The sequence below is a fragment of the Mesorhizobium sp. M1312 genome, assembly GCF_040318115.1.
Classification (GTDB): domain Bacteria; phylum Pseudomonadota; class Alphaproteobacteria; order Rhizobiales; family Rhizobiaceae; genus Mesorhizobium.
Window position 1 is genome coordinate 141,151 of sequence record NZ_JAMYLQ010000008.1, and the last position, 26,361, is coordinate 167,511.

Below are 26,361 nucleotides of genomic sequence, written 5' to 3' on the forward strand. Positions count from 1 at the left end.
ACCCTTTATTGAGGGACGACGAGGACTAGCTTGCCGCTAATACTCTTCGAGAGGAACTCTTGCTGAGCTTGCACGATGTCTTCTAACGGATAAGTTTTCCCGACGAAGGGACGGATCTCATTTTTTTCGATGTACGATATGAGATTGTCAAAAACCACCTCGTCATAAAGTGTACAGCCAAAGACAGTCAGATCTTTCAGATACAGCGTACGGACATCGATTTCGACAATCGGTCCCGCAATGGCGCCAGCGACAGCGTATCGTCCGCCTTTCTTCAAGACCTCCAGGAATTCGCCAAAAGCCGGGCCAGCAGTGACATCGACTACAACATCGACTGCCTCTTTTCCCAGGTGTTCGATCAGACTTTCGCCGCGTGACACCACCCGGTCAGCGCCCAGATGACGTATTTGCTCGGCCTTGCTTAGACCTGCGACTGCAGTCACAATCGCTCCCCGCCGTTTCGCGAGCTGGACCGCTGCAGATCCGACCCCGCCAGATGCGCCGGAGATCACGACGTGTTCACCTTGTGACACCCCGGCACGGTGCAGCATGCCCTCAGCCGTTGAGTAAGAGCATGGCACTGAAGCGAGTTCGACGTCGCTCCAATTGCAACTGACCGAATGGGTCTCACGTGATGGAGCTTTGGTGTACTGAGCAAATGCCCCATCGCACTCCGAGCCGAAAGCCCAGTGCTCGCCCGCCCGGTAGTTGACATAAGACCGCAGCATGTTTCGTACGATGACGCGTTCGCTAATTCGACCCGGGTCCACGCCGTCTCCGACGGCGACAATGCGACCACAACAGTCAATGCCCTGGATTCGTGGGAAGGACATCGGAATGCCGGACCACGTTGCGTCGGCGTCCTTTGCGTTTTCAAAGCCCAGAGTGCCGCCCTCGGCGGTGCCGCTTTTCACGGCCTTCGAATACCAGCCGATGCGCGTATTGATATCAGTATTGTTGATGCCTGCAGCGGCCACTTTTATCAGAACTTCCCCTGGTCCCGGAATCGGAACGGGGATGTCGTTCCGATATACAAACTTATCGAAACCCCCATGCCCCATCAGAAGCACGCCCGCCATCCGTTCCGGAATGTCATCAGCTGATCGGGATTTCGCCAAGGAGCATCTCTTCAATTGAGCTTTTGATCATAAAATTCGCCGTCTGATCGATCGAAAAGCTAGCAGCGGGCCTTGTTACAAAACAACTCCACAAAAAGTGATGTAACGACGCACAAAATGTTATTCGTAAAGGAGTATCCGGGGCGCGAAGCGAGTACGTCGTGTCCCAATCTCGATGTTTGGTTGAGCGGATACCAATGGATGCCAATTTGCTGGCAGGTTCAAAGCCACCAACCCGCCGGAGTCAATTCAAAGAAGTGATAGCGATCCGGCTCGCCAGTCGCCGCTGTTGGCGATCTTCGACGTAACCGTCGGCAAGCCCTTATTCAGCTCGATCTCGCCCTTGCCGTAACGTCTTCGCCCAGGATCATCGCGGCCTCACAGCATGCCGTAGGCAAGGCCAACGCCGAACGCCGCGCAGGCGGCACCCGCGGCGCGGGTCAGGCCGCGAAAACGCATGCCCAAGCTCAGAGCGGCCGCGCTGCCGGCGGCATGGAGAAGCGCGGTGGCAACGGCAAAGCCTGCCATGTATTCCAGCCCGCCGACATTCTCTGGCACTTCTGTGCCATGCGCGTGGCCGTGGAACAGCGCGAGACCGGCAGATCGACCGCCAGACCAAGCGCAACCATGGAAGCGAGGATGCCGGATTCCACTAATGGTACCGGCACATGTAGGATACCAAGCCCGCCACCCGCCAGCATGACGGCGACGAAGGCGAGGGGCCATGCCCAGATTGCCTTCCCGCCCTTCAGCGCCGCCCCAAGGCCGATGGCGATCATCACAGCCATGTGGTCAAGGCCGGACAGCGGATGCTCAAACCCGGCGGCGAAGGCCGAGGTGGCGTTGACACCGATATGGGCGTAGGCAGGCATCGTGGCCGCGATGAGCAGGATTGCGGCGAGCGTGGTGCATCTTGGCCGAAGCGGAGATCATGGAGTGCGCCTTTTCTTCTAGCTGGATCGTGCAGAATTAAGCGGCCCGGGGGCCGCGGTCATCGGCCTTGAGCACGGGTCTGGACGAGCCAGACATTCAGCATTGCCGCCGCCGGGTCAGCGACTGAGAATACACCAATGCTCGATCAACGTGGATAGTCACATCAGTTGCTGGCCATAGGTTTGTGCGCACTTTTCAAGTGCTCTCGATGCCCAACTCAATGCTCGCGTGCAATATGCGGCGAATGAATTGGACTGTGCGTATGGCCAACACCCTGATGATGCAGGCGGTGGTGCAATTGATGGTGAGCTAGCTCGAGGGCGGCGCGCATTCGCGCTTGCTTGGCTTCGCTGCTTCTCGGGGCGAGCGTGTCCAAGTAAGCAATCGAGCCTTCAATCTGGGCAAGAACAGCCACGGCATCCGTCGTCGCAAATATCGGGCGCTCTCCTACTTCGACGAACACAGAACTCGTGTGAGCTGCAATATCGTCCTTACGTCCGGCGACACTGCCTCTGACCCTTATAGCCACCCAACAAGACTCTGCTACCTGGAAGGAGCAATGCCCTGTCGCAGAAAGGTGATCGTACCGAAACTGCTCCTTTACGAGGCCATTGCAGATCACTTCGACCGCCCGCGTTCGAACACTGACAGATTCAATTTCCCAGTGGACCGTGATTGTGCCGCCTGTGGGTGGGAGGGAGACCTTGCTGCCAGGACGGCGTCCTTCAACTGTCGCATTCACTAACGGGCCGACAGAAACAAAGGTATCGCCGCCACGGATGCAATCCATCCAGTTCTTGAAGGTGAAGTCGTTGTCGGCCAGCTTGGCGTAGGTTCGAATTCCCCCCAGGAGCGCAGCGGCATCCATCTTGTCAGATCCTGCGACGAGAGGAAGCTGATAGCCGATATTGAGGAACCGATACCAATCCGCGAGAGCGAACGCACTGATCTGCCACCGCCTTGGATTCATGGACATCACTTCGAGCGCATCGACCAGACCAAGGACGATATCGGCAGCACGCTCTGCTTGCGGGTTGGGCGCGTGCGGCATCACAACAAGACCGTTTTGCTTGCGACAGCGCTCTGCCCATTCCGCCAGAGTAGCTTCCAGAGGATCGCCGACCGCGGCCTCGTCCGGCCCACCCGTGCAGAGGGGTTCAATCATGTTTCCTTGATATCCGAGCAGCGATATGTGGCCGAGAACCTGTTGACGGTTTTCGGTCCCGACGCGGACCATAAACTCCCCGTCGCCGCCGAAGTCTTTTGCGCCAAGCGTTGTGTGGCCGTCGAAATCGCCCACGTTGCTGAACATCTCACCCCATTGGGATGCCAGCAGGTTGACCACATTAACCCCCTCAGCCTGCCCTTCCAGCAAAGCGGTCTGGGGGCTAAGGAAGTGGACATGCGTGTCAGAGCTGACCCAACCTTTCTCACGCCAATGCAGGATTTTTTCCAATTCGAACGTTAAGTCGGTGCTCTCCTCGGTAATATCAACGACGCACCTCGTCGGTAATACTTCGAAACCCTTGGAGACTTCAACGAACACTTTCCCAATCGGGAGATCGATGACACAATGGCCGTTTATATAAGCATACTGGTTAAAGCCATTCGAAAATTCCGCGAACCAGTCCTCAAATGTTCCAACATTGACTTTACGATGATGCCCTTTTGGGGGGAGATACTCGCCATGGGGGCCATGAACGTGTATTCTGACAGGCACGCGCTTGGACGTTCCCTTCTCAACGATTGTGAATTGTACGCTCTTGGTGGCCGGCGCGATCGGCAAAGCAGCAAGCTCGTTTCCGTGTGCCGTGGCTTGATCATTATGCGCCAGTGATCTCAGCTCCTTCTCCCAAAGTGTGCCATCGTCAGCTCTCAAAAAGAGCCGCGCATCAGGATGGGCTGAATACTCCACGATGACCTCTGATTCTGAGGCCTCGGGCTGGACGTCATGCAGATCGCTAAGCCATTCCGGTTGCTTGTAATCCAACACCCTTCGAGCGGAGATAACGACTCCCAAATCAAGTCCGATCTGGTTGCCGCGATCGTCACAGTCAAGCTCACCAAACCTGTTCAGGCTCACTCCCACAGGGAGACTCAGTCTCAGTTTTTTCCGCGTCTGTAGGCGCAAGGGGTGCTCCTGAAGCTCGGTCGTGCTTATGGCGTATACCAGCGACAGTTCCGAGTCTGCGCGTAACCCGATGCCCACGACTTCCTTTTCCGGATGTTCGTTCGGCATGGCGTAAAGCCAGAGATTGTCGTTCCTATAATCAAGCCCCGATTCCGTACGAAATTCCGCTCGCCCGTAATCGACCAGCGATGCGCGCCCCAGCGCAACGTCTTCGGCGTGCGTGGCAAAGACCTTCGGTCCTCGCGCTGGCACCGCGGCAAACGGGCTTGCTCCCCAACATACGTGGTGTTGCTGAATAGCGAACCGCCGCAATATACGCGTTTCGGTTTCCGTGCCGTCCGCGTACATGATCGTGTAGCGGGACACGACATCACCCAGAGCATTGGCCGCAACGCCTTTCGAGTAAGGACTATCAAGCGGCGCCGTGTCACCAAATCCGGGCGGTACAACGTCCGCCCGGTCTGCAACGGCCTGAGCAAACAAAATGTAGGTAAGTTTCTGCGGCGTCATCGGAATATGAGTGGCTGCGCCATCAGGCTTTAGTATTATGACGTCTGCGTTGCTCAGCTGGCCAAAAAGGAAGGGGATGCCTCGCAGCGATTGGAGACCGGCAAGCGATTGGCTCCAACCCTCGTTTGGTGGGCCCATAGAGGTTCCACCGTTTAAGGTCGCGCGGGACGCATTGAATAGATCCGTCAGCTCGACAGCGTTAAAATGTGGTGAGGGAGGAATTACCATCCGATTGCTTCCTGGCAGCAGCGGTCTGTTGGCCGGTGGGAGCCGGCGGCGGCACTATGGTTCATTGCGTCGCGTTTGCGTGGGAGAATGTCGAGTCAACTTTCAGGAATTTCCCTTCCAGACCCTTATAGCGCCCCTGCGAGGGCTGCAGACTCCCGATAGCAAATTTCGTGGCGCTACGGACCTCTAAAAATGTCATGGGCTTCATAACTCAGTTTGATCGCGTTCCGCTTTCTCCCGAAGGGATAACAACCTGCCCCGACTAGCGGCCGCAGAACCTGAGATGACAACGTCCTGGCATCATAGGCGCAAGTGGCCGGTATTGGCAATTTCGAGGCCATGACAACTGACGGTGCCTTTGGCGAAGACTCGCATTGCGGGGCGAACATTGGATCGGCTTGAGGACAGTTTGCCATTGTTATCCAGGGCATTGCCAAGGCCGGCTCGCCCATAGGCCGAAGAATTAGCGCGGCGTGAAGTCGAACTGTGGACGGGCTATGACTCCTGGTTATCCGGCACGGCAATAATACTCATTTGAACTGCAGCTGGCTGCTGCTTATAGCGTAGCCAAGCGCGGCTCAGGCGTGAGGTGAGATCTATTGATGCCATCAAATGGTTGAAGGGATGTGGGATCATCAAATCACAAGACGTGACTTGAGGCAGATCCTGCGTCCGGGCTGTGGCGGAGCTTGTATGGCCCGATCGGTCAAATCTTTCGATCAAACAAAACGTCCTCGTATCTGCAAGGACCAAGAACTGAGGCTGGAGTGGCCCGGTACGGTCTTCCGCGGGAATTGATGCAAGCGGCGACCGAGTTTCTGCAAGGGATGTTGTGTGTGACTCGAAACTGACGTGGCGAGCGAACACGAGCGAAGTTGATGTCTCAGTGTCACGCCGTGACAAAAGGAGGAGAATCGGAATGCACGGGAAGGTGGACTACAAGACGAAGGCACAATCCATCAGCCTGCCTACCAAAATGATCGTGGATGGGGCGCAGGTCGCGGCATTGTCGGGCAGGACCTATGCCACTCTCAATCCGGCGACGGGCAAGGTTCTGGCCGATCTACCGGCGGGCTCTGCCGCCGACGTCGACAGGGCAGTTACCGCCGCACGGCAGGCGTTCGAGGATGGACGCTGGTCAAAGCTGACACCGACGGCCCGCAAGCAGATGCTTTTGAGGCTTGCCTCCGTGATCGAGGAAAACTTGATCGAACTGGCGCTGATGGAGAGCCTGGATAGCGGCAAGACGATCACCGACTGCATCAACATTGACGTCCCGGAGGCGATCAACAGCCTTAGATGGCATGCGGAAGCCATCGACAAGATCTACGACCAGGTTGCGCCCGCAAACGACTCTTCCCTGGGGCTCATTGTGCGCGAGCCCATCGGTGTCGTCGGCATCGTCCTTCCGTGGAACTTCCCTCTTCTGATGTTGGCCTGGAAAATTGGGCCTGCTCTCGCGGCGGGCTGCACCGTCGTTGTCAAGCCAGCGGAAGAGACGTCGCTAACCACTTTGCGCGTGGCGGAACTTGCGCTCGAGGCTGGGCTTCCGGCTGGCGTCTTCAACGTGGTGACTGGTGACGGTCCCGACGTCGGTGAACCAATCGGCCGACATCCGGACATTGACGGAGTTTCCTTTACCGGCTCGACCGAGACCGGGCGCCGCTTCCTCAAATACTCGTCGGAGAGCAACATCAAGGAAGTGGTTCTCGAGATGGGAGGCAAAAACCCCTGCATCGTTATGGACGACGTCCGCAATCTTGATGCCGTGGCCGCCCACATCTGCAACGGTGCGTTCTGGAACGTGGGCCAGAACTGCTCGGCCATTTCTCGCCTGTTTGTCCATCGCAGCGTGAAGGATCGCCTGCTTGAAAAGCTTATCGATGTAGCCAAGACATGGACCGTTGGCGATCCGCTCGACCCAGACACACGCATCGGTCCGCTGGTTTCGACCGTTCATTTCGAGAAGGTCAGCAGCTACCTGAAAACCGATGGCCGGGTCGTGGTTGGCGGGAAGGTATTCGGCGGTACAACGATCGAGCCGACAATCGTTGAATTCTCGCAGCACGAAGGTAGGCACGTCCGCGAAGAAATCTTCGGCCCGATCCTGTCGGTCATTCCGGTGGACTCTCTCGCAGAAGCAGTCACGCTCGCCAACAAGACTGAATATGGCTTAGCAGCATCAGTCTTTGTCGGCGATGGCACGAGGGCGCTTCGCGCCGCACGCTCAATCAAGGCGGGAACGGTCACTGTGAATTGCTACGGAGAGGGCGATGCCGCCACTCCTTTTGGCGGCTACAAGCAATCAGGTTTTGGCGGGCGGGATAAATCCATTCACGCGCATGATCAGTATTGCCAGACAAAGACACTGTGGGTCGATCTGAGTTCGTCCGAAGAAGGAGTTTGAGATGTCGACATTCGCTTTTCCTGGGCTCAATCTGGCAATTACGACACCCTTTGATGCAAACGGGCGAGTCGATTTCGGCCGCTTGGAGGAACTCATCGAGCGTTACCTGGCCGCCGGCGTCGATGGTTTCGTGTTCAGCTCTGGAACGGGCATGCATGTCTACCTGACTCCTGAGGAATCGAAAGCCGTCATTGAGCGCGGCGCGCGCAAAGTGGCTGGACGGGCCAGGGTGATCGCACAGGCTTCGGCGCTGCTGACCTCAGATGTCGTGGGAAGAACTCAATTCGCCAAGGATGCCGGTGCCGACGGTGTCATGGTTCTCCCGCCCTTCTTCGAAGGTCCATCGGACGACAACAGCATTGTCGACTTCTATGCTGAAGTCGCGAAAGTGGGCCTACCTATCATTGGCTATAACGTTCCTCAAGCAGTCGGTGTTCGGATTACGCCTGATCTGCTGCGAAGGCTCTGCGAGCTGCCAGAGTTCCGAGGGGTGAAAGACAGCAGCGGAGACCTGATCTCCCAGGTGCGGCTGATCGCAACCGGCCTGGATGTCATAAACGGGGCCGATCCGCTAGTTCCTTTCTCGCTGTTTGCGGGCTGCTCTGGACTGATTTGGGGTGGTGCAAACATCGCTCCTCGAACCTGCGTTGCAATCACGAAGGCCGCCAAGGAAAAGAGATGGGATGATGTGCGGTCTATCGGGCGCCAACTTGAACCGCTTATGTCCCTCCTTTGGGAGGGCGACTATGTCCAGCATGTATACGCGGCGGCAGATCTTACTGGCTATGGCTGTGGCAAGGCACGAAAGCCGTTCGGCTCTCTCTCGTCAGATCGGATCGAGGCGCTTCGCCAAGCGCTTGGCGGGCTGATCGAGCAAGAAGCCCTGTAACAATGGGAAAGACATTTCGCGCCAGTCGACTACCGGCGCATGGAGCGGAGCCCGGCTGGGCAGCATTGCTTCCCGCAAGAACGCCCACGCCGGAGCTCGATCGCGCTATCAGTGCTGATGTCGTCATCATCGGCGCCGGTTTCGCAGGGCTGGCCGCGGCCACGCGGCTCACTCAACTCGACCTAGGCCTTTCGGTCGCAGTCATCGATGCCGATGTCGTGGGAAACGGGGCGAGTGGCCGGAACTCCGGTTTCCTCATCGATTTGCCGCATAACATCTCGTCAGGCAACTTCGGAGCGGATGCTGCCACCAAAAGCTGCAACGAGATAACCGTCGCGCGCACTGCCATTCAGCTATACGCTAGATTGGCTAATGAGAACGGCTGGAACAGGGACATCCTTGATCCTAGCGGCAAGTACAGCGTTGCCATCACCAATGCCGGTACGGAGCACCTTACCACATACTCATCCAAGCTGAAGGCGTTGGGCGAACCCCATCAGCTGCTTGGCGCAGCAGAGATTGCGGAGGTCACAGGCACGCGCTCCTTCAAGTCGGGGCTCTTCACTCCAGGCGCGGTCATGGTGCAACCCGTTGCATTGGTCCGAAACATTGCGGATCTGTTTCAGGGATCTGTCAGGCTGTTCGAACGGACCCCGGCCCTGTCCATCGAAACCTCGTCAAGCGGGTGCAAGGTAAAGACTCCGCAGGGCGAGGTAACAGCCGCCAAGGTGATCCTGGCGACGAATGGTCACGCGGAAAGCTTCGGCTTTGGAAGCGGTGAACTCCTCCATGTCTTCACCTACGCCTCACTGACAGAACCGTTCGAACCTTCACTCCTTGGCGGTCTGCGAAAATGGGGAGCGACGCCAGCCGCCCCGATGGGCACAACGGTGAGACGGATCAACGGCCCCGGGGGTGACCGGATCCTCATACGGTCGCGCTATAGCTATCACCCCAACATCAAGGTTGGCGCAGGCTCGATGAAAAGCGCGGCTAACCTGCATGATCGCAAGTTCGCGGACCGCTTTCCTGATCATCGTTCCCTTAAGATGCAATACCGCTGGGCGGGCGCGATGGCCCTAACCTGGAACACGGTGCCCCTATTTGGCGAGCTCGAAGACCGGATTTTTTCCGCCTGCGCTTGCAACGGCATAGGCGGGACAAAAGCCACCGCGGCAGGCATTGCAACGGCGGAGCTGGTCGTGGGGCATCGATCTCCGCTCGGCGAAATATTCCAGGCATTCGACAAGCCTCAAAAATTGCCTCCTCGCCCGCTAGTCGAGGTCGGAGCGAGGTTCAATCTCAAAATGCGAGAATGGCGGGCCGGACGCGAGTAGCAGATGCCGGAGGCAGAATCGCTTCGCGCGCGCTTCCTGCTTTCCCGCTTCTGCTCCTGATGAACCCTGAACGCCGCAGCGACCGGGTGAGACTCGGGGGCCGCGCTGTTTCCCGTTTGCCGAGAATTGGCAAACAACCCCCCGCGCGCGGAAGGCGTCGCTAAGCTGAAGCCGGCTCCATCGCAGCACCCAGTCCGCTAGGAAGGTGACCGGCCCGTATGTCGGACTTGGCGCACAACTGGATAGCTTCAGGATGGATGCTGTTGGGGCGGATCGAGACCGGATCACTGTCTCGGGTCGATTACCAGTGGGACGCCTGGCTCCGCCATTTAGCTGGCCGCATCGCAGGTCACAAAACAAAACGCAATTTTGTCTCATGCGGCTGACCCAACTTTTCGCATCGAGTTGGCCACGCACTCAGTCTGGGCTTCTTCCGGAAGATTGGCGACCTTCTCTGATCCACGCAGCCTGAAGCGACTGCGTTGCGCAGGCGGCTGATTTGCCTGCTTGCGGGCAAAAGTGTTCGTGAACTTCTTCCCGCGGGCTCAATGGTAATGCCGAGAAGCGCGCACTTATTTCCCCTGTGGCTCGCCCGCCCCCTGCCGCAATCTTCGCAGTGGGAAAAGCCATGCTCGTGGCACGGCCTAACCCCCTATATAGGAACCACCATTCACATGAATTGCCTGGTCGAAAATGTAACTCGATGCACCGCTGCAAAGAAAAAGCACCGCGCTCGCCACTTCGTCCGTTGTTCCCACACGGCCGGCAGGTGTCTTGGCAATCCAGCTGGCTCCGTTTTCCCTCATGAACTCCTCGATCATTTTTGTATCGATTGTACCGGGAGAGACAGTGTTCACTCGGACTTTCGGGGCAAGCTCTTTCGCCAACGATTTCGTAAAAGCTAGCACTCCGCCTTTTGATGCCGAGTAATGTACATGCCCGGGCGATCCCGAATGTGCTGCACCTGATGCAATAGTCACGATAGTGCCGCCATCCGCAATAAATGGAATGGCTCGTCTGCAGATGTAGAACAGTCCGTCGAGATTGATCGCCATTGTCCTTTGCCACTGTTCGTCCGTCATATTGGCAATGGCCTGGCTTTCAAAAATCCCCGCGGCCGGCACCAGGTGATCGATATGTCCGAAGGCAGAGATGCACTTGGAAACGAGCCTATCGGCATCGGAGGGCTCTGTCGCATTGTAGGCAACAGATATCACCCGTTCCCCAGTGGCATCCAATTCCGACGCTAATTTCGATACCCCTTCTTCATTGAAGTCGGCCAACGCCAATCGAGCACCTTCCCGATCGAACCGTTTTACAAGTGCGCTTCCGATGCCGCCGGCCGCCCCCGTAATAACCACTACGTGATCCTTCAGGCCGCAGCTGCCCGCCATGCGTTCAATATCGCGATGTTGCATAGTACGACCGTCAGCCGACATAGTTTCTGGGTATCCATGCACACGATGCCTGCGCCATCACGATTCTGCACCGGAGCTGCGATTACAGTGGGTATGGTGTCATTGCCTCATGCACCGTCCGACTGCGCGTGGCTGATTTCAGCAAATGGGATATGCATCACGTTGGGCGCAGCCGGCAGATGACTACGCCAACCTCCTGGCCGGGCGTGACGGTCGAGCCTTTAAAAACGTGCCATTTCGTGAGATCGACTGCCACGGTGGCAGCGCCCATCTTGGGGATCTTGATACCAATCATTTCGAATAACTCCATACAGAGCAGATCGCCTGTTCCAATTGCTTTGGAGAAGGCAGGACGGCAGCCTCAAGGTCGGGATTATAGGGAAGCGGGATGTCAGCACGCGTGACCCGCTTGATAGGCGCAATCAGGGATGAAAAGGCGTGTTCGCCCAGAACCGCACTTATTTCCGAGGCATAGCCGCAGCTGCGGTTTGTGTCATCGTAAATTACGACGCGTCCGGTCTTGCGCACGCTCTCCAGCAGGCCGTCTCGATCAAACGGCAGCAAAGTGCGGGGATCCCAGACTTCCACACTTACGCCCCGCTGTTCGAACAATGACTCGGCCACCGCGAGCGCCTCAGGAACGAGATGTCCGACAGCCACAACAGTTACGTTGTACTCGCCATCCCATAGGCTTGCGCACGCACATACAGTTCTAGGATGGTCACGTCGCGAAGTGGCGTGGTCATTGCGTACAAGTTGTTCTCGCAGACAAAGATAACCGGCAGGCGCCAGATTGCCGCAAGGTTCATCGCCTCGTGAACGACGCCTTGATTTATGGCACCGTCGCCGAAAAACGACACCGCGACATGCGGCTCGCCAGCTGCTTTGAACTTGTGTGCCAGCGCCGCAAGCGATCGGAGCACCTGCTCCTACAATTCCATTTGCACCAAATATGCCTAATGAAACGTCGGCAATATGCATGGAGCCCCCGCGGCCTTGTTGTAGCCGGTGGACCTGCCGAAAAGTTCCGCAAACATCTTTCCGACGTCACCTCCCTTAGCCAGCGTATGACCATCCCCTCTATGGGTACTCGTCAGGATGTCTTTGTCGGACAGCGCGCTAACAGACACCGACCGCGACGGCCTCCTGCCCGCAATATTCGTGACAGCTGCCAGGAATCAGATCGTCGTCGACACGTTCGACCACCTTCGTGTCGAACTGTCGAATTCGAAACATGTCGGAGTACATCTTCCGTGCCAGCTGGGGCGGCAGAATGTTCGACATCAATTACCTCCGCTTCAGAATTCTTTTTTGCATTTGAGTGCGCCTCTGCCGTGACAGCCGCTCCTAGGACATTGTCTGGCCAGACAAACCACCTTGATGAATCGCCTGCCAGGGAGTTTCCCAGCTCGATCCGCTATCGATTGCCATAGGGTTTCGGCCTGACATGTTTCGGCCTCACCGGCCGCATTCAAGGTATCAGCGACGCCACCCGTCGAGGACTGTGGCCCAAGTCCTGCCGACTACAATGATGTATATCCACCGTCGGCTGACAGGATTGTGCCCGTGCAGTAGCTGGAAGCGTCGCTGGCGAGATAAAGGACAGCTGAAGCGATTTCCTCCGGCGTCCCCATGCGTCCCAGTGGGGTCTGTTGAATCCACCGATCGTGCAATATGGCATTGTCGGTTTTGAACCGGTCGAGCATGTCCGTTGCTATGTAACCGGGCGCAACTGCGTTTACTCGCACGTTGAATTTGGCCCAGGCGCAAGCAAGTGACTTCGTCATCATGTGAAGCGCCCCTTTGCTGGCGATATAGCAGGTATTGTTTTGCGGTTGGGTCACGATCAGACCACACATGGAACCAATATTGACGATGTTTCCGGAACCACGTTCAGTCATATGGCGTCCAAATGCGCGAGAGCACCAGAAAGGCGCATCGGAGTTGACGCTCATTGTTTTCAGCCACACCTCATCCAGGGTCTCGAGTGCTTCGGCCCTTGGCCCAACACCGGCATTATTGACAAGAATATCGACTGGACTTTCTTTGTTTAAATCGTCCGCAAGAGCCGTTACATCGGCAGACCTTGTTACATCAAGAACCCTGTGACTGACCGCGAGCCCCTCGCTCATGAGACTAGAGGCAGAAGAACGCGCAGCCTCCTCATCCAAATCAACGAGCACAATGGCGGCCCCAGCCTGGCCGATCGCACGGCAGATCTCCAGACCAATACCGCGGGCCCCGCCCGTGACAATGGCGCGTTTACCTGCCAAGGAGAATCTTTCCAGATAGTTCATTCCGATTTTCTCCTGCCAGACTGGCGGTCTTTGATGCCTCACCGTCGATTAGAGCCTCAGGGCGTCGCGTGGATTCGGGCCGATCCGACTTGGCCGCTTCGGATGATTCGGTTCCGGTTTCTACGCAACCAGCGCCTTGCCGCGAACATTCGAGGACACCGGCGCTGACATAGCGCCGCTGTCCCGATCGCTTTCTTGCCGACATAAATATCAGGACAGGTGGAGAGCCGGACGAAATGTCCGGCCCTCCACTTATGAACTACTTTGCGGCTTTCGCGTCGGCAATCCACTTGTCCCACTGGGTCTTGTGAGCAGCTATCCAGTCCGTGGCATGTTTTGCGATTTGATCGGGATTTTTCTCGCCGTCATAAATCAGCTTGTTCTCAGCGCTCACGTCTAACACAGGGATCGTTAGCTCCTCGAAGAATTTCTTTGCCGAGGGATTGGCTTTGAGCCAAGCGGTGTTGGCGATGACTTTGGTGTCGTTGATCGGAAACCCAAGATTACCAAGGTCTTGGATCTCAGTGCTTCCGGTCTGGCCATCAGGAAGAGAGGTCGACTTGACATTCAGCCATGTGACGTCCTTTCCGGGGACAAGCACGCCCGCGATCCATCCAGGGATCCAAGTATAGTATAGCGTTGGCTTGCCTTCCTTGATGCGCTCGATAGCGTCCGCCATGATTGCGAAATAGCCACCTTGCTTGTGCTCGACGGTGTCGCGCACACCATACGCATCGAGTTGATGTTCGATGACACGTTCGCAACCCCAACCCGGATCGCAGCCAAAAAGATCCGCCTTGCCATTGCCGTCGATATCAAAAAGCTTCGCTTTTTCCGGATATTTCAGGTCCTCAAGGTACTTGATTCCGGTCGCGTCCGCGGTCTTCTTATCGATCAGATACCCTTGAATGTCTCCGTGCACGAGGGTGCCGACGCGCATGAGCTTCTCGTCGCCCCCGGCTCCCTTCCAGAATGCATCGTGCAATGGCGTCCAATGCGCCGGATAGAACTGCAGATCCCCGGCTGCCACCGCGGTATGCGCGAGTGGAACCTGGACCTGCTCGGGCTGCTCTTCGACGTCATAACCGAGCTCTCGCAGGCCATCCCTCACCAGATAGCCTTGGAAAAGTTCTTCGTTTACGCCACCAATCCAGCCATACTTCACCTGATCGGCGCGAGCGGTCAGAGTACAGCATGCCGTTAGCGCGAGCGTCGCGAAGATGAGCTTAAGCTTCATTTTGTTCTCCCCTAGGTATCGAGCACCATGCTCGATTCTTTAGTTTTTCTCGTCCCGACGGACACCTAGTCGGCGACATACGCCATCTCTCTCGCGCAACCGTTCGGCGCAAATGACGAGTGGGACGGATCTGAGTTACTGCCATCGATGCTCATCTATCAGACCGCTGAACGCAATTGCCTTTTTGTTGAGGGCGCAATAACTACAGATCATGATGACAGTGGTTTAGGATCGTCCGCGTGCGCGCCTGAGCCGGCAATCTTTGCCCGCCGCAGAACTTAAGATCTAAGCTGGAATTCAGGAGCAAGCCCGCGCAGTTTCCGGGCCGACTAGGTCTGTTTGCCGCGAAGTTCACGTGTTGCGTATCTCCCGCGTACGATTTCAGATGCGAGTTGCCGAGGAGACGAGGTGACAGCCCGTTAAATGGCCGCCATCCGTCCGTCACCTTCGTGTCTAGCGATGGACGTCACCTTTGTGTTTCATCTTTCGATCGGCCGGACCGGCTCGCTCGACCCGGCTGGTGCTTGACGCAGTGGGGTCGAGAGCGTCCGCAACCGCATTCTTCTTCGTGCGGGGAAGAAGCGTCATAATGAGAATGAAGGCCGAGAGAGCCAGGATGAGCAGGTTGGTGATGATCAAGGCCCATTCATTCTTCAGGATTCCAAAGGCGAGCCACAACGCAAATCCCACCACATTGATCGCGTACATTGGGGTGGAAATGCTGCCGGTGTCGCGGGTTTTAATGATCTTCCAGGCTTGCGGCGTAAACGCAGTCACGGAGCACAGCGCCGCGAGGTAACCAATCACTGTAACCCAATCCATAGTTCGCCAGTTGCCTGCTAGACCAAATACAAACCGGTCCGCAAATGCGGTTTGAGCGATTTTCGCCGCTCGGCACCCGCCGCCCTATGCCCCGATTAATAGGGCAAGGTGTCAGACGCCGACCCTACTGTGTCATCCCATCCGGGTTTTGCCGCGTCGTCCCTTCGCCCCCTCAGATCGAGACGTCGAAGGGATACTTCTTCCTCAACGCCGAGGCCCAGAACGTTTGTCGATGTCGCCAGCATAGCTTTTGGGTGCAGCAGTGCGTAACCGCGGATCGTCGCGATGACGGACCGCATCACATTCTGGACCATAGCTTTCCGCCAGTTGCCCAATTGTTGGGTTCATATTCATCGAAGACCACGTGGATCTGTTCCGGCTTCAAGTTCATCTGTTCGCAGAACAGCTTTGTGATTTCGGTAACTAGATGGGCCTTCTTGTTGTCGTCTGCCTTGAACGTCTCAATGTGGATAACCGGCATGGTTTTCTCCTCTTTTGTTGTGCTGGCGGGTTTGTTAAAGTTACTGCCCATAACTTGGCTCAAAACTCTAATATAGGTGGGCCGAACATCGCTTCGTCAACATCCAAACCAAGCCCAGGTCCAGTCGGGAGCGAGACGTAGCCGTCCTTGATACGTATTGGGTTCTTCGGATCATAGTGACTTTCGTCAGAGATCTCGTTGACCCAGCTACACCCCTCAAACAAATTTGGCCTGGTAGTCGCCCCAAGATGGACGCAAGCCGCCCCGGTGTTATCGCCTCCCCAGCTATCATCACTTGTATGCGGGAGCGAACGGGCCTCGCAGAAGTCGCGGAATGTCGACATTGGCCTCAAACCGCCAATCCGCGTAATCTTCATCCCGAAGCCATCGCATAGTCCGCTGCTAGCGGCCTGGACGACAGTGCCCAGGTCGACACCGCTCTCGTCGATATAGATTGGGTCCTGCACCCTGCCCCGTAAGGCGGCAATCTCGTCGAGCGTATTGCAGGGTTGCTCAAGAACGAACGGCAGATCCCTGCACCGTTGGCTGAGAAAGATTGCGTCCCGCACCGTCAGGCTCCGGTTTCCGTCGACCGCCCAACGCATTCCCTTTCTCAGGACCTCGCCAACTTTGCGGATCACCTCGATGTCCTGATCGACGGGGCGCCCGCCAATCTTTGTCTGAATCCGTACATATCCCCCAGCCTGCGCCTCCTTTACGGACCGAACCACTTCGTCAACGTCGCCAACGCCGATGAAGAAGTAGATTGGAACGCGCTCTGTCGTTGCGCCTCCGAGAAGGTCCGCTACTCGCATACCGACGCCCTTGCCGATCAAATCGTGGGCCGCAATATCAAACGCCGCCTTTGCATAAGAGTGTCCGTTCAATAGAGAGTTCATCTTGCGATGCAGCAGCACCGGACTAATCGGAGCATCGATCAGGCCGGGGCCCATTTCCATGATTGCGGCGCGGGCTCCAAGGGTGTGGCTCGGAGCATAAGTTAGACCGATTGGACATGTCTCACCCCAGCCAATCACGCCACAATCCGAAACAACCTGCACAATCGTGGAGTCGAGTTCTGAAAGCGTGGCCAGGCCGATAGTGACCCTCCCCCCCGGGATCGGCAGGCTCTTCTTGAATACCCGAATACGCTTTATCTTCATGATATCCTTGCCGCAATATCCTTGCCGCGAGTTGGCGCTGTCGAACTCCCGCGGCCGCACCTTCAGCGATGCGGCTGACACCGCCTGGAGGGGATGATCGCGCGGCCGCTTTTTGGCACCCGCTCGTTCACCCGGCATGAATTCCCCTCTAACGCCCAGGTGAGATAACGCCCACTGGCGGCGCACTTCAAATGAGTATTAGTCGCAGGCCGGATAACCGTGAGTCATGATCACGACAAGACACGAGCTGACACCAGATACCGTGAAAACTGCGATCTGCGGCCGGTCGCATTTCTTTGCCGCTTGCGACGCGGCGGTCAATCGCGCCCGGACAGGGAGCGCCCTCAAGCAGCTCCAGTACCAAGACCTTCTCCGCGACCTTGGCTGTTGTGCGCTCCAATAATGAGCGTTTGAACAAGACCAACCATATTGCTCAGATTGCCGGACGTTACGAGCTGAACGATATCCTTGAATTCCTCGGGGATATCCGGTGCGTTCTGGCCCATCAGAAACGCGAACGGGATGCGACGCCGAACCAGATTTTCGGCCGCGACGAACGTGACTTCACCCTGCAACGATAGACTGAGTATGGCGGCATCGATTCGCGATGAGCTCATGATGATGTCGAGACTGTCCTCGATCGTATTCGCAGGATAGATGACGTCAGCGCCCGCCGCGCCGAGTGCGTCGCTCAGCCGGAAAGCGAAAGCGCTATCATCCGCACTGATCAAGATCCTGCGGCCCACAAGCTTCTGTTGGCCCAACACGCCATCTCCTGCGGTTGATCAGTCTTTCCCTCGCCTGCTGAGGATCGACATGCCTTGCGCTGCAAAGCTGCTCACGCGTGCTGTCGTCCGCGCTGGTAAGCCCGGTCCCTAACTCAAAAGACGTTCGTCAAACGGATAATTTGAGAGCAGTTCGTAGCCGTCGGAAGTGACCAGGAGCTGTTCTTCAAGCTTCACACCGTCTCTTTCGCCAACCGCCCCGACGTAGCTTTCAACACAGATCACCATGCCCGGCTCGAGTGTGGCATCGTAAGCCACTGGGCCGCGGAACAACGGTTTGACCTGCGGATATTCGTCGCACATTCCAACGCCATGTATCAAGCAACTGTAAGCTTGCGCCCGAAATTCTTCGGGCACCGGCCAGGCGGATGCCTGTAACTGCTTCATGGTAACGCCTGGCCGAATAAGCTTCATGTTCGTCTGCAGTTCCTCATAGGCAAATTGATAGAGCTGACGCTGCCGGGCGGTGGGCCGATCGTTGCCGTAGTAGAACGTTCGCGAAATGTCGCAGAAGTACCCGAATGGGCCAACCATATCGGTGTCGAATCCTACCAGGTCACCGGGTTCGATAACCCGTTGGGTGGCCTCCTGCAGCCAGGGATTAATCCGCGGCCCGGACGCCAGCATGCGCCCTTCATGCCAACCGCCTTGGTTGGCGAGATTTGTATAATTGAGAATGCCCCATAGCTGAGCCTCCGTGACGCCTGGGCCCATGCTGTCCTGCATGCGCGCGATGCCGTGCTCTGCCACGGCGCATGCCCAGCGGATGCAAGCTATCTCGTCTTCGGATTTTATAACCCGGGCGCCTTCGAGGATGTCGACGGCGTCAATAACCTCCAATCCACGCTGCAGAAGCGCCTGGGTTATGCTCGGGTTTACGTATTCGACCGCTACTCTGCGATTGGTGGCTCCGATTTCACTCAGAAATGCAACGATGTCGTCGGCGAGCAGCCTCGCGCCCTCCGCCAGTTCGTCGCCACCCTCGAAAAATGACATCGGCCTGCCTAGCCTTAAGCGGTCAGCAGAAGAAGGGTGGCCAGGAGTGCCTTGATGAAGAGTGATGGGGCCGTCGAGAGGCAAGAAGAGATATGTGACTGGAATGTGCGACTGGAACAGAGGATATGAGTTGTAGTCTACCGCATACCGGATCGTGATGGGGCTTACCAAGACACACATAGCGACATCTGCGTGGCGCATCGCTGCCCTGAGCCGCTCCTTCCGATAGCGATCGAGTCTCTTGAAGTCGATGTCCGGCATCGGTCGAAATTGCCGCAAGTCACTCCAGTTATCGTGCAGAAGAAGGCCATCTGGGCCGGCAGAAAGTTTGCTCTCGGTCATTGCCCTTGCATCTCCATTCCCTGCGGCCTTCAGCCTCATACCGGCGGTGCGACCGGAAAGCTGGCAGCCCAGCATCCAGAAATCTGTAGGGAGCGGATGCTCGCTCTTCAAATGAGTAATAATTTTAGCGGCATAACTGAGACTCATGATCGTGCTTGCGGACGAGCCATCCGCCGGGGGTCGGAGCAGGCGAGAGTCCAGCTTGGCTGATCAAGCCCGGGACATTGACGATCCCGTCGTTTGTAACGAGGAGGCGACAACGATAACTTCAGCTTGTTCGCCGCATGATTTTTTGGTTGCTTGCGAAAGGAACCGGACCAGAGGTATGCCGACTTGATCAAGAAATTGGCCGACGAAGATATTCGCCAGGCCGCATCACTTGGCTGGGCAAACAATTCCATGACGCATTCGGACAGGGTGGTAATCGTTACTGGCGCGACATCCGGGATAGGCGAGGCCGTTGCAGAGGCATTTGCCGCGACGGGCGCGTCGCTCATGTTGGTCGGCAGAGATCGCGAACGAGGTCAAAGGGCGCTGGAATCGGCTCGGAAGCTCAATTGCCAGGCCGAATTGATGCTCGGCGATGTGGCTGACTCGGGGTTCGCCAGTCGAGTGGTCGATAACACTGTACAAAGGTTTGGCAAACTCAGTGTGCTGGTCAACAGCGCCGGTATCATTCGGCGCGGAGATGCAGTCGAGACATCGGATGATGACTGGCGCCAGACTTTCGAGGCCAATGTGAACGGGGTATTCTACTTCAGCCGCGCTGCCGTGAAGGCCATGCGGCTCAACGGCGGTGGAAGCATTGTCAACATAGCCTCGAACGTGGGGTTAGTTGGTTGTCCAGGATTGGCTGCTTATTGTGCGTCGAAGGGTGCGGTCGTCTCGCTGACCCAAGCCATGGCCCTAGATCACGCAAAAGAGCAGATCACCATCAATGCCATATGTCCCGGCGCGGTGGACACGCCGATGCTCGTTTCAGCTCATACCAAGCCGGTCACAGCGGCCGAAGTTCTCCAAAGGAACATCGCTTCAAGTCCTCAGGGCCGCGTGGCGGCGCCGATGGAAATCGCGAGTTTGGCCCTATTCCTTGCAAGCGAGGGAGCACGGCACATCACAGGGGTTGCCATTCCAATAGATGGCGGCTTCACGGCGGGATAAGGAGGAATTCTTGGGGACTCGGTTGTCGGGAAAGGTTGCCATCGTTACCGGTGGCAATCGAGGCATAGGGCGTGCAATCGCCGAAACGCTCGCGCAAGAGGACGCTATGGTCGTCATCGGGGATTTGCGCAACGATAACTCCGCTGGTTCCGGGGGCGTTGAGCGGCTCGCATTCTTGTCTCTCGACGTCACGGACGAAGCTTCGATTCGCGCGTTTGTTGACGAGGTTCTGGAGAGATTTGGCAGGATCGACATCCTTGTCAACAATGCGGGTCTGGTCCTCCATAAGTCCATTGACGATCAAACCGCCGAGGACTGGGACAGGCTGATGGCAGTCAATCTTCGCGGTCCGTTTCTGATGGCCAAGTATGTGGTCCCTGAAATGAGACGTATCGGCTCGGGGGCGATCGTCAATATCGGATCGGTCGAGGGCTATATGGTTAACCCGTGGCATACAGCCTATGCAGCCACAAAGGCCGGAGTGCATGGCCTTACGCTGGGCCTGGCGGTCGATCTTGGGCCGGACGGGATCCGTTGCAACACCGTTTGTCCCGGCTGGATCGATACCGACCTCAATCGCGCATATGTCGAGATGCATCCGGACCGCAGCTTGATCGAGCGGGAGTTGGGACAACTCCATCCGGTAGGAAGAATAGGCGCTCCCAAAGAAATAGCCAACGCCGTGCTTTGGTTAGCCAGTGAGGAGTCGAGTTTCGTCAGCGGTGAAATGATCTCCGTCGACGGCGCGCGAACCAAAAAGATTCCCCTGCCCTCGATCTTGGATGAGGAGTACCGGGCCAAGCTTTCGGAATCGCGGGCATAAGCAAGTGTCCACTCCTTCGCGTGTGGGGACGGCGTCGCTTTCGCAAGACAACTTTTGCAAAACCTAGGGGCGCTTCTGATGACCTCCCGCTCACGAGGCGCAAAAGCCGTAACGCAGCAGGTGAGGTGCGAAAGATGCAGTTCAAGCAGAGCCCTTGTTGTCAATGAGGGTTAAGCCAAAACCCCTCTTCCTCGGCATCGACACCGGCGGCACCTATACCGATGCCGTGCTGTGGTCCGAGACCGACGGCCCGCAGCAGGGGCCGAACAAGGGCAAGGTGCTGGCCAAGGCCAAGGCGCTGACCACCCGGCACGACCTTGCCGTCGGCATTTCCGGCGCCGTCGACGCGGTGCTGCGCAAGGCCGATACCGATCCGGCTGACATCAAACTGGTCTCGATGTCGACGACGCTGGCCACCAACGCGCTGGTCGAAGGCCAGGGCGGCCGGGTGGCGCTGGTCATGATCGGTTTTTCCGAAGCCGATCTCGCCCGCGATGGGCTGAAGACGGCACTCGGCTCCGATCCGGTGGTGTTTTGTCCGGGCGGCCATGACGTCCACGGTAATGCCGCCAAGCTCGACCTCTCCGGGCTGGAGGCCGCCTTGCCGGAACTCGGCGCCTCGGTGTCCGGCTTTGCCGTCTGCGCCTATTTCGCCACCCGCAATCCGGCACACGAGATCGACGCCCGCGAGCTGATCCGCGACAAGACCGGCCTGCCGGTCACCGCGAGCCACGAACTGTCGGCCAAGCTCGGCGGGCCGCGCCGGGCGCTGACCACGCTGCTTAACGCCAGGCTGATTTCGATGATCGACCGGCTGGTGGCGGCGACCGAAGGCTTTCTGGAGCAACGCAACATCGCCGCCCCGCTGATGGTGGTGCGCGGCGACGGCGCGCTGGTCTCGGCGGCGTTCGCCCGCCAGCGGCCGATCGAGACGATCCTCTCCGGCCCTGCCGCCAGCCTGGTCGGTGCCCGCCACATGACCGGGCTCGACAATGCCATGGTGTCCGACATTGGCGGCACCACCACCGACGTCGCCGTGCTCGACAACGGCCGGCCGCGGCTCGACCCGGAAGGTGCCACCGTCGGCGGCTTCCGCACCATGGTCGAGGCCGTCGCCATGCGCACTTTTGGTCTGGGCGGCGATTCCGAAGTGGCGCTGGAGGATGGCGCGCTCAATCCGAAAATCCTGCTTGGGCCCCGTCGCCTGGTGCCTTTGGCGCTGGCCGGCATGGCGCATGGCGAGGCGGTGACGTCAGAGCTCGAGCGTCAGCTGCGGGCGCCCAACACCGGCCGCATGGACGGCCGCTTCGCCGTTCGCACCGGCGTTCCAGACTGGCTCGCCGCCGGGCTGACCGCCCCGGAAGCGCGGCTCTACGAGGCGATCGGCGCGACCCCGCTCGCCCTCGACAGGCTGCTGACGTCGAATGCCCAGAACGCCACCTTGAACCGGCTGGTCTCGCGCGGGCTGGTGCATATTTGCGGCTTCACCCCGTCGGACGCGGCGCATGTGCTTGGCAAGCAGGCCAACTGGGATGCCGCCACCGCCCGTCTTGGCGCCGACCTGTTCGCCCGCAAGCGCGACGGCCGTGGCCAGCCTATAGCGGCTTCACCGGAGGTGATCTCGGAGCAGGTGCTGGTGACGCTGACACGCTGGTCGGCCGAATACATCCTTGAAACCGCTTTCGCCGAGGACGGGCTCGATGGCGCCGCGACCGTGGCGCACGCGCTGGTGCAGCGCGCCGTCGACGCCCATCCCGGTATCGCCCGGCTGAGCGTCGCGCTCGACCGCCCCGTCATCGGCCTCGGCGCCTCGGCGCCGCTGCACTATGCCGGCCTGGCGCCCCTGGTCGGCAATGACTGCGTGGTCCCGGAAGACACCGATGTCGCCAACGCGCTCGGCGCCGTTGTCGGTCAGGTCAGGGTGTCGGCCGAAGCGCGGGTCAGCCAGCCCAAGGAAGGGCTCTTCCGCCTGGCGTCAGGACAAACCGTGCGCGACTTCACTGAAGAGGAGAAGGCGATCGCGGCAGCCGAGGCCGATGTGCGCGCAATCGCGGCTGAGCGCGCCAGGGACGCCGGCACCGACAGCGCCGAGGTGGACGTCGCCACCGAATTCAGGGTCTCGACCATTGAGGGACAGCGCATGTTCATCGAGGCGCATGTGGTGGCGGTGGCCTCAGGGCGACCGCGGATTGCCGCTTAGCCGCTACGACAGATCGGCAATTCTTGCACCAGTGACAGTGAATTCGGGTTAGAGTTGCCCCAGAGTCATCAAGCAATGGGCCCCCACAACTACTGCAACACGATACAAGTCCCTGGTAGGCCAGGACGTGGCTTTGGGCGGGCTCCAACAGCTTGGCAAGCTGCTGAAAGCGGAGCGCCTTTGACTCCGCGTCCCCACTTTCTGCCTTTCTGCAAACCGAATAGGAATTATTGTTTGCATGGCCCCGCCGATAGGGCGCCGCAATTTCCAATCGAACCGTCGAGGAATGGCTTACCCGTCGTAGGCGGTGACATTCCCGGATTTTCTGCAAGCGCGCGGTCTTAAGAATGCGAACTTGCAGAGAACTTTATCCAGGTAGGTCAACCCCGTACAGGCGATGAGCAATCTAGCCGAGCCCAGGCCCGACCCACGCTGGCACCATCGAGCGGCACTGCTGGGGCGACATACTATTGAAATCTCTAAAGCACTTTGCGAAGTGCGAAGGTGAGATAAATCCGCAGGCCATCGCGACATCGATGATGGGCAAGCGTGTACCTTCAATCAGCCGCCTGGCATGCTCCACGCGAATGCGTAAGTATTGGCGTAACGGAGGCACACCAACCTGTTCGGAAAACAGGCGTTCCAACTGGCGCCGGGAGACGCCGACGCGTTGGGCGACTTCGCTCATGGCCAAGGGACATTCTATATTCTCTTCCATGATCCGGATCGCCATACGAAGCTTGTCGCTTACCCCTGCAAAGGCGAGACCCGAAGGCCCGGTTTGACGATGCGATCCCGATCGCTGGCCCTCGACAATGGCATGACGGCACACTTCCTGGGCGATGAACGCGCCGGCGTGGCCGGCAATGAGGTCGACTGCCAAGTCGAAGGCTGCCAGCTCGCCCGCGCAGGTCGAGAACTGCCCATCTTTGATGAAGAGAGAATCGCGGATCCGCGGTTGGGTGAAGACCTCTGAAAAAGCTGGAAGCCGGGACCAGTGGATTGTGCAGCGCGCAGCTCCGAGAAGGCCCGTCTGCGCCAACAACCAAGTCGCTGTTCCAATCGCTGTCACTAGAACTCCATGGCGCGCAGTTATACGCAAAAACGCGTTGAGTTGTGGCGTGAGCTGGTGCTCCACTGGCTCGCCTGAAACGACCGCCAGATGGTCTAGCCTGCGCTTTTGCGAACCGGCGGCCTGTTTGCCTATCGTTGTGTCCACGGCGATCGATAGACCGTTCGCCCCCTCGACCGAGGCAGGAGCGTTCATCGGATACGTCCATGCAGTTGGCCGAGGCCTGATCCGCAACCGGGCTCAACGAGATCCGGCGGGGTTGAGCTACTGCCCGGTGTCAACAATTGGCTCCAGTTACGCTCAAACCGAGATAGATTCGTCCCGGATGCCGCCACAAACCGCTGGCGTCGCAGCGTGCTATCCTTGCTTCTTGCCAACCGAAAATCTCGCCCTAAAGCACTGCATCACCGATTTCCAGTTCCCGGCGTTTGATAAAATCAAGGAGCGCTTCGTCAATGGCTTCGTCGATCGGCGGTTCCTGGTATTCATTCAGCGCCCGTACTGCTGCCTCGATCCCACGTGTATTGGCATCCTTGGCGCCGGCGAAGGACCACTGCTCAAAGCTGTCGTGATTCATTAATTCGGGAACGATAAAGGCGCGCTCAAAATTCTTCAGCGTGTGCTCGGTTCCCAGATAGTGACTACCTGGCTCACTTTGACGGATCGCATCGAGCGCTTCATCGATCTCGCGCAGGACTATGCCTTGTCCAAGCTTGTAAAACATCACCATCTGCTCGGAATCGAGCATGAATTTGCTATAGCTCTGGGTCAACGCCGCTTCAAGATAACCGGTCGTCGAAAGGACGAAATTCGCTCCAGCAATCAGCGCGCCATACATATTGCGCGCCGCCTCATACCCTGCCTGGGCATCGACCAGCTTTGAACTTGTATTGCTGCCGCTGCAGCGCCAGGGCAGCTTGTAGTGCCTGGCCAGTTGGCCAACCAGCATGTTCATGTGGCAGATCTCAGGTGTGCCGGCCATCGGCGCGCCGCTTTTCATGGAGACTGTGGCTAGCCACTGCCCATAGATGCAGGGCGCGCCTGGCCGAATAAGCTGCGCGAAGGCGATACCGGCGAGTGCCTCGGCATTGAGCTGGGCAACCGCAGCCACGGTGCTGGCCGCCGTGCTGGCACCGCCAAGAACGAATGGCGCAAAAATCATCGCCTGGTTATTCGCCGAATAGACCTTGACCGCATCGAGCATGGTGGCGTCCCAAACGAGCGGAGAATTGCAATTGGCAAGGGCGATGATGACGGTGTTGTCTTGCACGAATTCGTCGCCGAAAACGATCCTGGCCATGGCCACAGTGTCCTCCGCCCTCTCGCGCGAGGTTACCGCGCCCATGAACGCCTTGTCGGAGTAGCGTATCAGGCTGTAATTCATGTGCAGATGGCGCTTTGGAACCGCGATGTCCATCGGCTCGCAAAGAACGCCGCCAGTCATATGCATCGCTGGTGCCTGGTAGGCTAGCTTCGCGAAATTGACGAAATCGGCGATCGTGGAGTTTCGCCGCTTACCTTCGAGGTCAAGCACGTTTGGCGAGCCGTAGGCTGGAACAAAAATGCTCTTTCGCCCACCAAGGCGAATCGTCTTGGCGGGGTTACGCGCGTGTACGGTGAAGGTTTCGGGAGCTTTGGCTACAAGCTCCAGCAGCAGGTTCCGGTCGATCCTGACGCGCTGACCGGATACGTCGGCGCCGGCAGAGCGCCACAGTTCAATCGCCTCGTCGTCACGAAATTCGATGCCGATCTCTTCAAGTATCTGCATGGAGATGTTATGGAGCCGCAACAGATCATCCTGGTTAAGCAAATCCATATAAGGCAGCCCCCGCTCAAGCGGCGGTAACCAAGTAACTGTTCTGTCAGAACGCAGTTTTTGCCGAGCGTCTCGGCCCCCAGATCTCGCGGACATTTTGGTGATCCCTGATTTTGCATAACAATATACGGCGCTCGTTCCTAAACGGCCAGCAACAAAATATGATGTAACTTATGAACTGATGTTATGACCGGA

Annotated in this window: 22 protein-coding genes and 1 pseudogene; 6 read left to right on the forward strand and 17 right to left on the reverse strand. The window is 57.9% G+C overall.

Translation table 11 applies throughout. The features are described 5' to 3' along the window. Positions 1-5: 5 nt before the first annotated feature. The 3 genes and pseudogenes from NKH36_RS12400 to NKH36_RS12415 all read right to left on the reverse strand — a co-directional run bounded on the left by NKH36_RS12400 (position 6) and on the right by NKH36_RS12415 (position 4,920). Positions 6-1,079 (reverse strand): alcohol dehydrogenase family protein, encoded by a 1,074-nt coding sequence (locus tag NKH36_RS12400; protein ID WP_352962329.1) that lies wholly within the window; start codon positions 1,077-1,079, stop codon positions 6-8. Positions 1,080-1,496: 417 nt separating this feature from the next. Then, positions 1,497-1,990 (reverse strand): annotated as a pseudogene (locus tag NKH36_RS12410) (HupE/UreJ family protein). Between the two features lie 278 nt (positions 1,991-2,268). Beyond that, entirely contained in the window at positions 2,269-4,920 is a 2,652-nt protein-coding gene (locus NKH36_RS12415; protein ID WP_352962247.1) for a CehA/McbA family metallohydrolase, read from the reverse strand. 919 nt (positions 4,921-5,839) lie between these two features. On the opposite strand from NKH36_RS12415, the gene NKH36_RS12420 reads away from it, so the two are divergent. Genes NKH36_RS12420 through NKH36_RS12430 form a run of 3 tightly spaced genes read left to right on the forward strand, consistent with a single transcriptional unit; the run spans position 5,840 to position 9,553 of the window. Beyond that, positions 5,840-7,327, forward strand: a complete 1,488-nt coding sequence (locus tag NKH36_RS12420) for an aldehyde dehydrogenase (protein WP_352962249.1) — start codon at positions 5,840-5,842, stop codon at positions 7,325-7,327. A 1-nt stretch (position 7,328) separates the two neighbouring features. Beyond that, complete coding sequence (locus NKH36_RS12425) at positions 7,329-8,216, forward strand: dihydrodipicolinate synthase family protein (RefSeq protein ID WP_352962252.1); 888 nt, start codon at positions 7,329-7,331, stop codon at positions 8,214-8,216. Positions 8,217-8,218: 2 nt separating this feature from the next. After that, the gene (locus NKH36_RS12430) at positions 8,219-9,553 is read left to right on the forward strand and encodes an NAD(P)/FAD-dependent oxidoreductase (RefSeq protein WP_352962256.1); all 1,335 of its coding nucleotides are present in this window, start codon (positions 8,219-8,221) and stop codon (positions 9,551-9,553) included. A 644-nt stretch (positions 9,554-10,197) separates the two neighbouring features. On the opposite strand, the gene NKH36_RS12435 is transcribed toward NKH36_RS12430, so the two are convergent. The 12 genes from NKH36_RS12435 to NKH36_RS12490 form a co-directional block, all read right to left on the reverse strand. Beyond that, positions 10,198-10,992, reverse strand: a complete 795-nt coding sequence (locus NKH36_RS12435; protein WP_352962259.1) for an SDR family NAD(P)-dependent oxidoreductase — start codon at positions 10,990-10,992, stop codon at positions 10,198-10,200. Between the two features lie 136 nt (positions 10,993-11,128). Continuing rightward, positions 11,129-11,266 (reverse strand): hypothetical protein, encoded by a 138-nt coding sequence (locus NKH36_RS12440; RefSeq protein ID WP_352962262.1) that lies wholly within the window; start codon positions 11,264-11,266, stop codon positions 11,129-11,131. Beyond that, entirely contained in the window at positions 11,263-11,595 is a 333-nt protein-coding gene (locus tag NKH36_RS12445) for a transketolase C-terminal domain-containing protein (RefSeq protein WP_352962265.1), read from the reverse strand. Before NKH36_RS12445 ends, NKH36_RS12440 begins: the two co-directional genes overlap by 4 nt. 41 nt (positions 11,596-11,636) lie before the next feature. Beyond that, positions 11,637-11,894: a thiamine pyrophosphate-dependent enzyme gene (locus tag NKH36_RS12450; protein WP_352962268.1), complete on the reverse strand. Its 258-nt coding sequence runs from the start codon at positions 11,892-11,894 to the stop codon at positions 11,637-11,639. 196 nt (positions 11,895-12,090) lie between these two features. Next, complete coding sequence (locus NKH36_RS12455) at positions 12,091-12,255, reverse strand: hypothetical protein (RefSeq protein WP_352962271.1); 165 nt, start codon at positions 12,253-12,255, stop codon at positions 12,091-12,093. Positions 12,256-12,494: 239 nt separating this feature from the next. Further along, positions 12,495-13,268, reverse strand: coding sequence for an SDR family NAD(P)-dependent oxidoreductase (locus tag NKH36_RS12460; RefSeq protein ID WP_352962274.1), 774 nt, complete (start codon positions 13,266-13,268; stop codon positions 12,495-12,497). 259 nt (positions 13,269-13,527) lie between these two features. Further along, positions 13,528-14,505, reverse strand: a complete 978-nt coding sequence (gene proX, locus NKH36_RS12465; RefSeq protein ID WP_352962276.1) for a glycine betaine/L-proline ABC transporter substrate-binding protein ProX — start codon at positions 14,503-14,505, stop codon at positions 13,528-13,530. Positions 14,506-14,958: 453 nt separating this feature from the next. Beyond that, positions 14,959-15,312, reverse strand: coding sequence for a SemiSWEET family sugar transporter (locus tag NKH36_RS12470; protein ID WP_352962279.1), 354 nt, complete (start codon positions 15,310-15,312; stop codon positions 14,959-14,961). 313 nt (positions 15,313-15,625) lie between these two features. After that, positions 15,626-15,859, reverse strand: a complete 234-nt coding sequence (locus tag NKH36_RS12475) for a tautomerase family protein (protein ID WP_352962282.1) — start codon at positions 15,857-15,859, stop codon at positions 15,626-15,628. 8 nt (positions 15,860-15,867) lie between these two features. After that, positions 15,868-17,109, reverse strand: a complete 1,242-nt coding sequence (locus NKH36_RS12480; protein WP_352962284.1) for a mandelate racemase/muconate lactonizing enzyme family protein — start codon at positions 17,107-17,109, stop codon at positions 15,868-15,870. Positions 17,110-17,315: 206 nt separating this feature from the next. Beyond that, the gene (locus NKH36_RS12485; RefSeq protein ID WP_352962287.1) at positions 17,316-17,735 is read right to left on the reverse strand and encodes a response regulator; all 420 of its coding nucleotides are present in this window, start codon (positions 17,733-17,735) and stop codon (positions 17,316-17,318) included. A gap of 111 nt (positions 17,736-17,846) precedes the next feature. Further along, the gene (locus tag NKH36_RS12490) at positions 17,847-19,241 is read right to left on the reverse strand and encodes a M24 family metallopeptidase (protein WP_352962290.1); all 1,395 of its coding nucleotides are present in this window, start codon (positions 19,239-19,241) and stop codon (positions 17,847-17,849) included. Positions 19,242-19,427: 186 nt separating this feature from the next. Between NKH36_RS12490 and NKH36_RS12495 the strand changes: the two genes are divergently transcribed. The 3 genes from NKH36_RS12495 (at position 19,428) to NKH36_RS12505 (ending at position 23,278) form a co-directional block, all read left to right on the forward strand. Then, positions 19,428-20,255: an SDR family NAD(P)-dependent oxidoreductase gene (locus NKH36_RS12495; RefSeq protein ID WP_352962293.1), complete on the forward strand. Its 828-nt coding sequence runs from the start codon at positions 19,428-19,430 to the stop codon at positions 20,253-20,255. Positions 20,256-20,265: 10 nt separating this feature from the next. Continuing rightward, complete coding sequence (locus NKH36_RS12500) at positions 20,266-21,078, forward strand: SDR family NAD(P)-dependent oxidoreductase (RefSeq protein WP_352962297.1); 813 nt, start codon at positions 20,266-20,268, stop codon at positions 21,076-21,078. Positions 21,079-21,241: 163 nt separating this feature from the next. Further along, a complete protein-coding gene (locus NKH36_RS12505; RefSeq protein WP_352962332.1) occupies positions 21,242-23,278 on the forward strand; it encodes a hydantoinase/oxoprolinase N-terminal domain-containing protein in 2,037 nt (678 codons plus the stop codon). Between the two features lie 406 nt (positions 23,279-23,684). Here NKH36_RS12505 and NKH36_RS12510 read toward each other — a convergent pair whose 3' ends face one another. Both NKH36_RS12510 and NKH36_RS12515 read right to left on the reverse strand, forming a co-directional pair. Then, entirely contained in the window at positions 23,685-24,545 is an 861-nt protein-coding gene (locus NKH36_RS12510) for a GlxA family transcriptional regulator (protein ID WP_352962300.1), read from the reverse strand. A 196-nt stretch (positions 24,546-24,741) separates the two neighbouring features. Continuing rightward, positions 24,742-26,262, reverse strand: coding sequence for a trimethylamine methyltransferase family protein (locus NKH36_RS12515; protein WP_352962303.1), 1,521 nt, complete (start codon positions 26,260-26,262; stop codon positions 24,742-24,744). Positions 26,263-26,361: the final 99 nt, after the last annotated feature.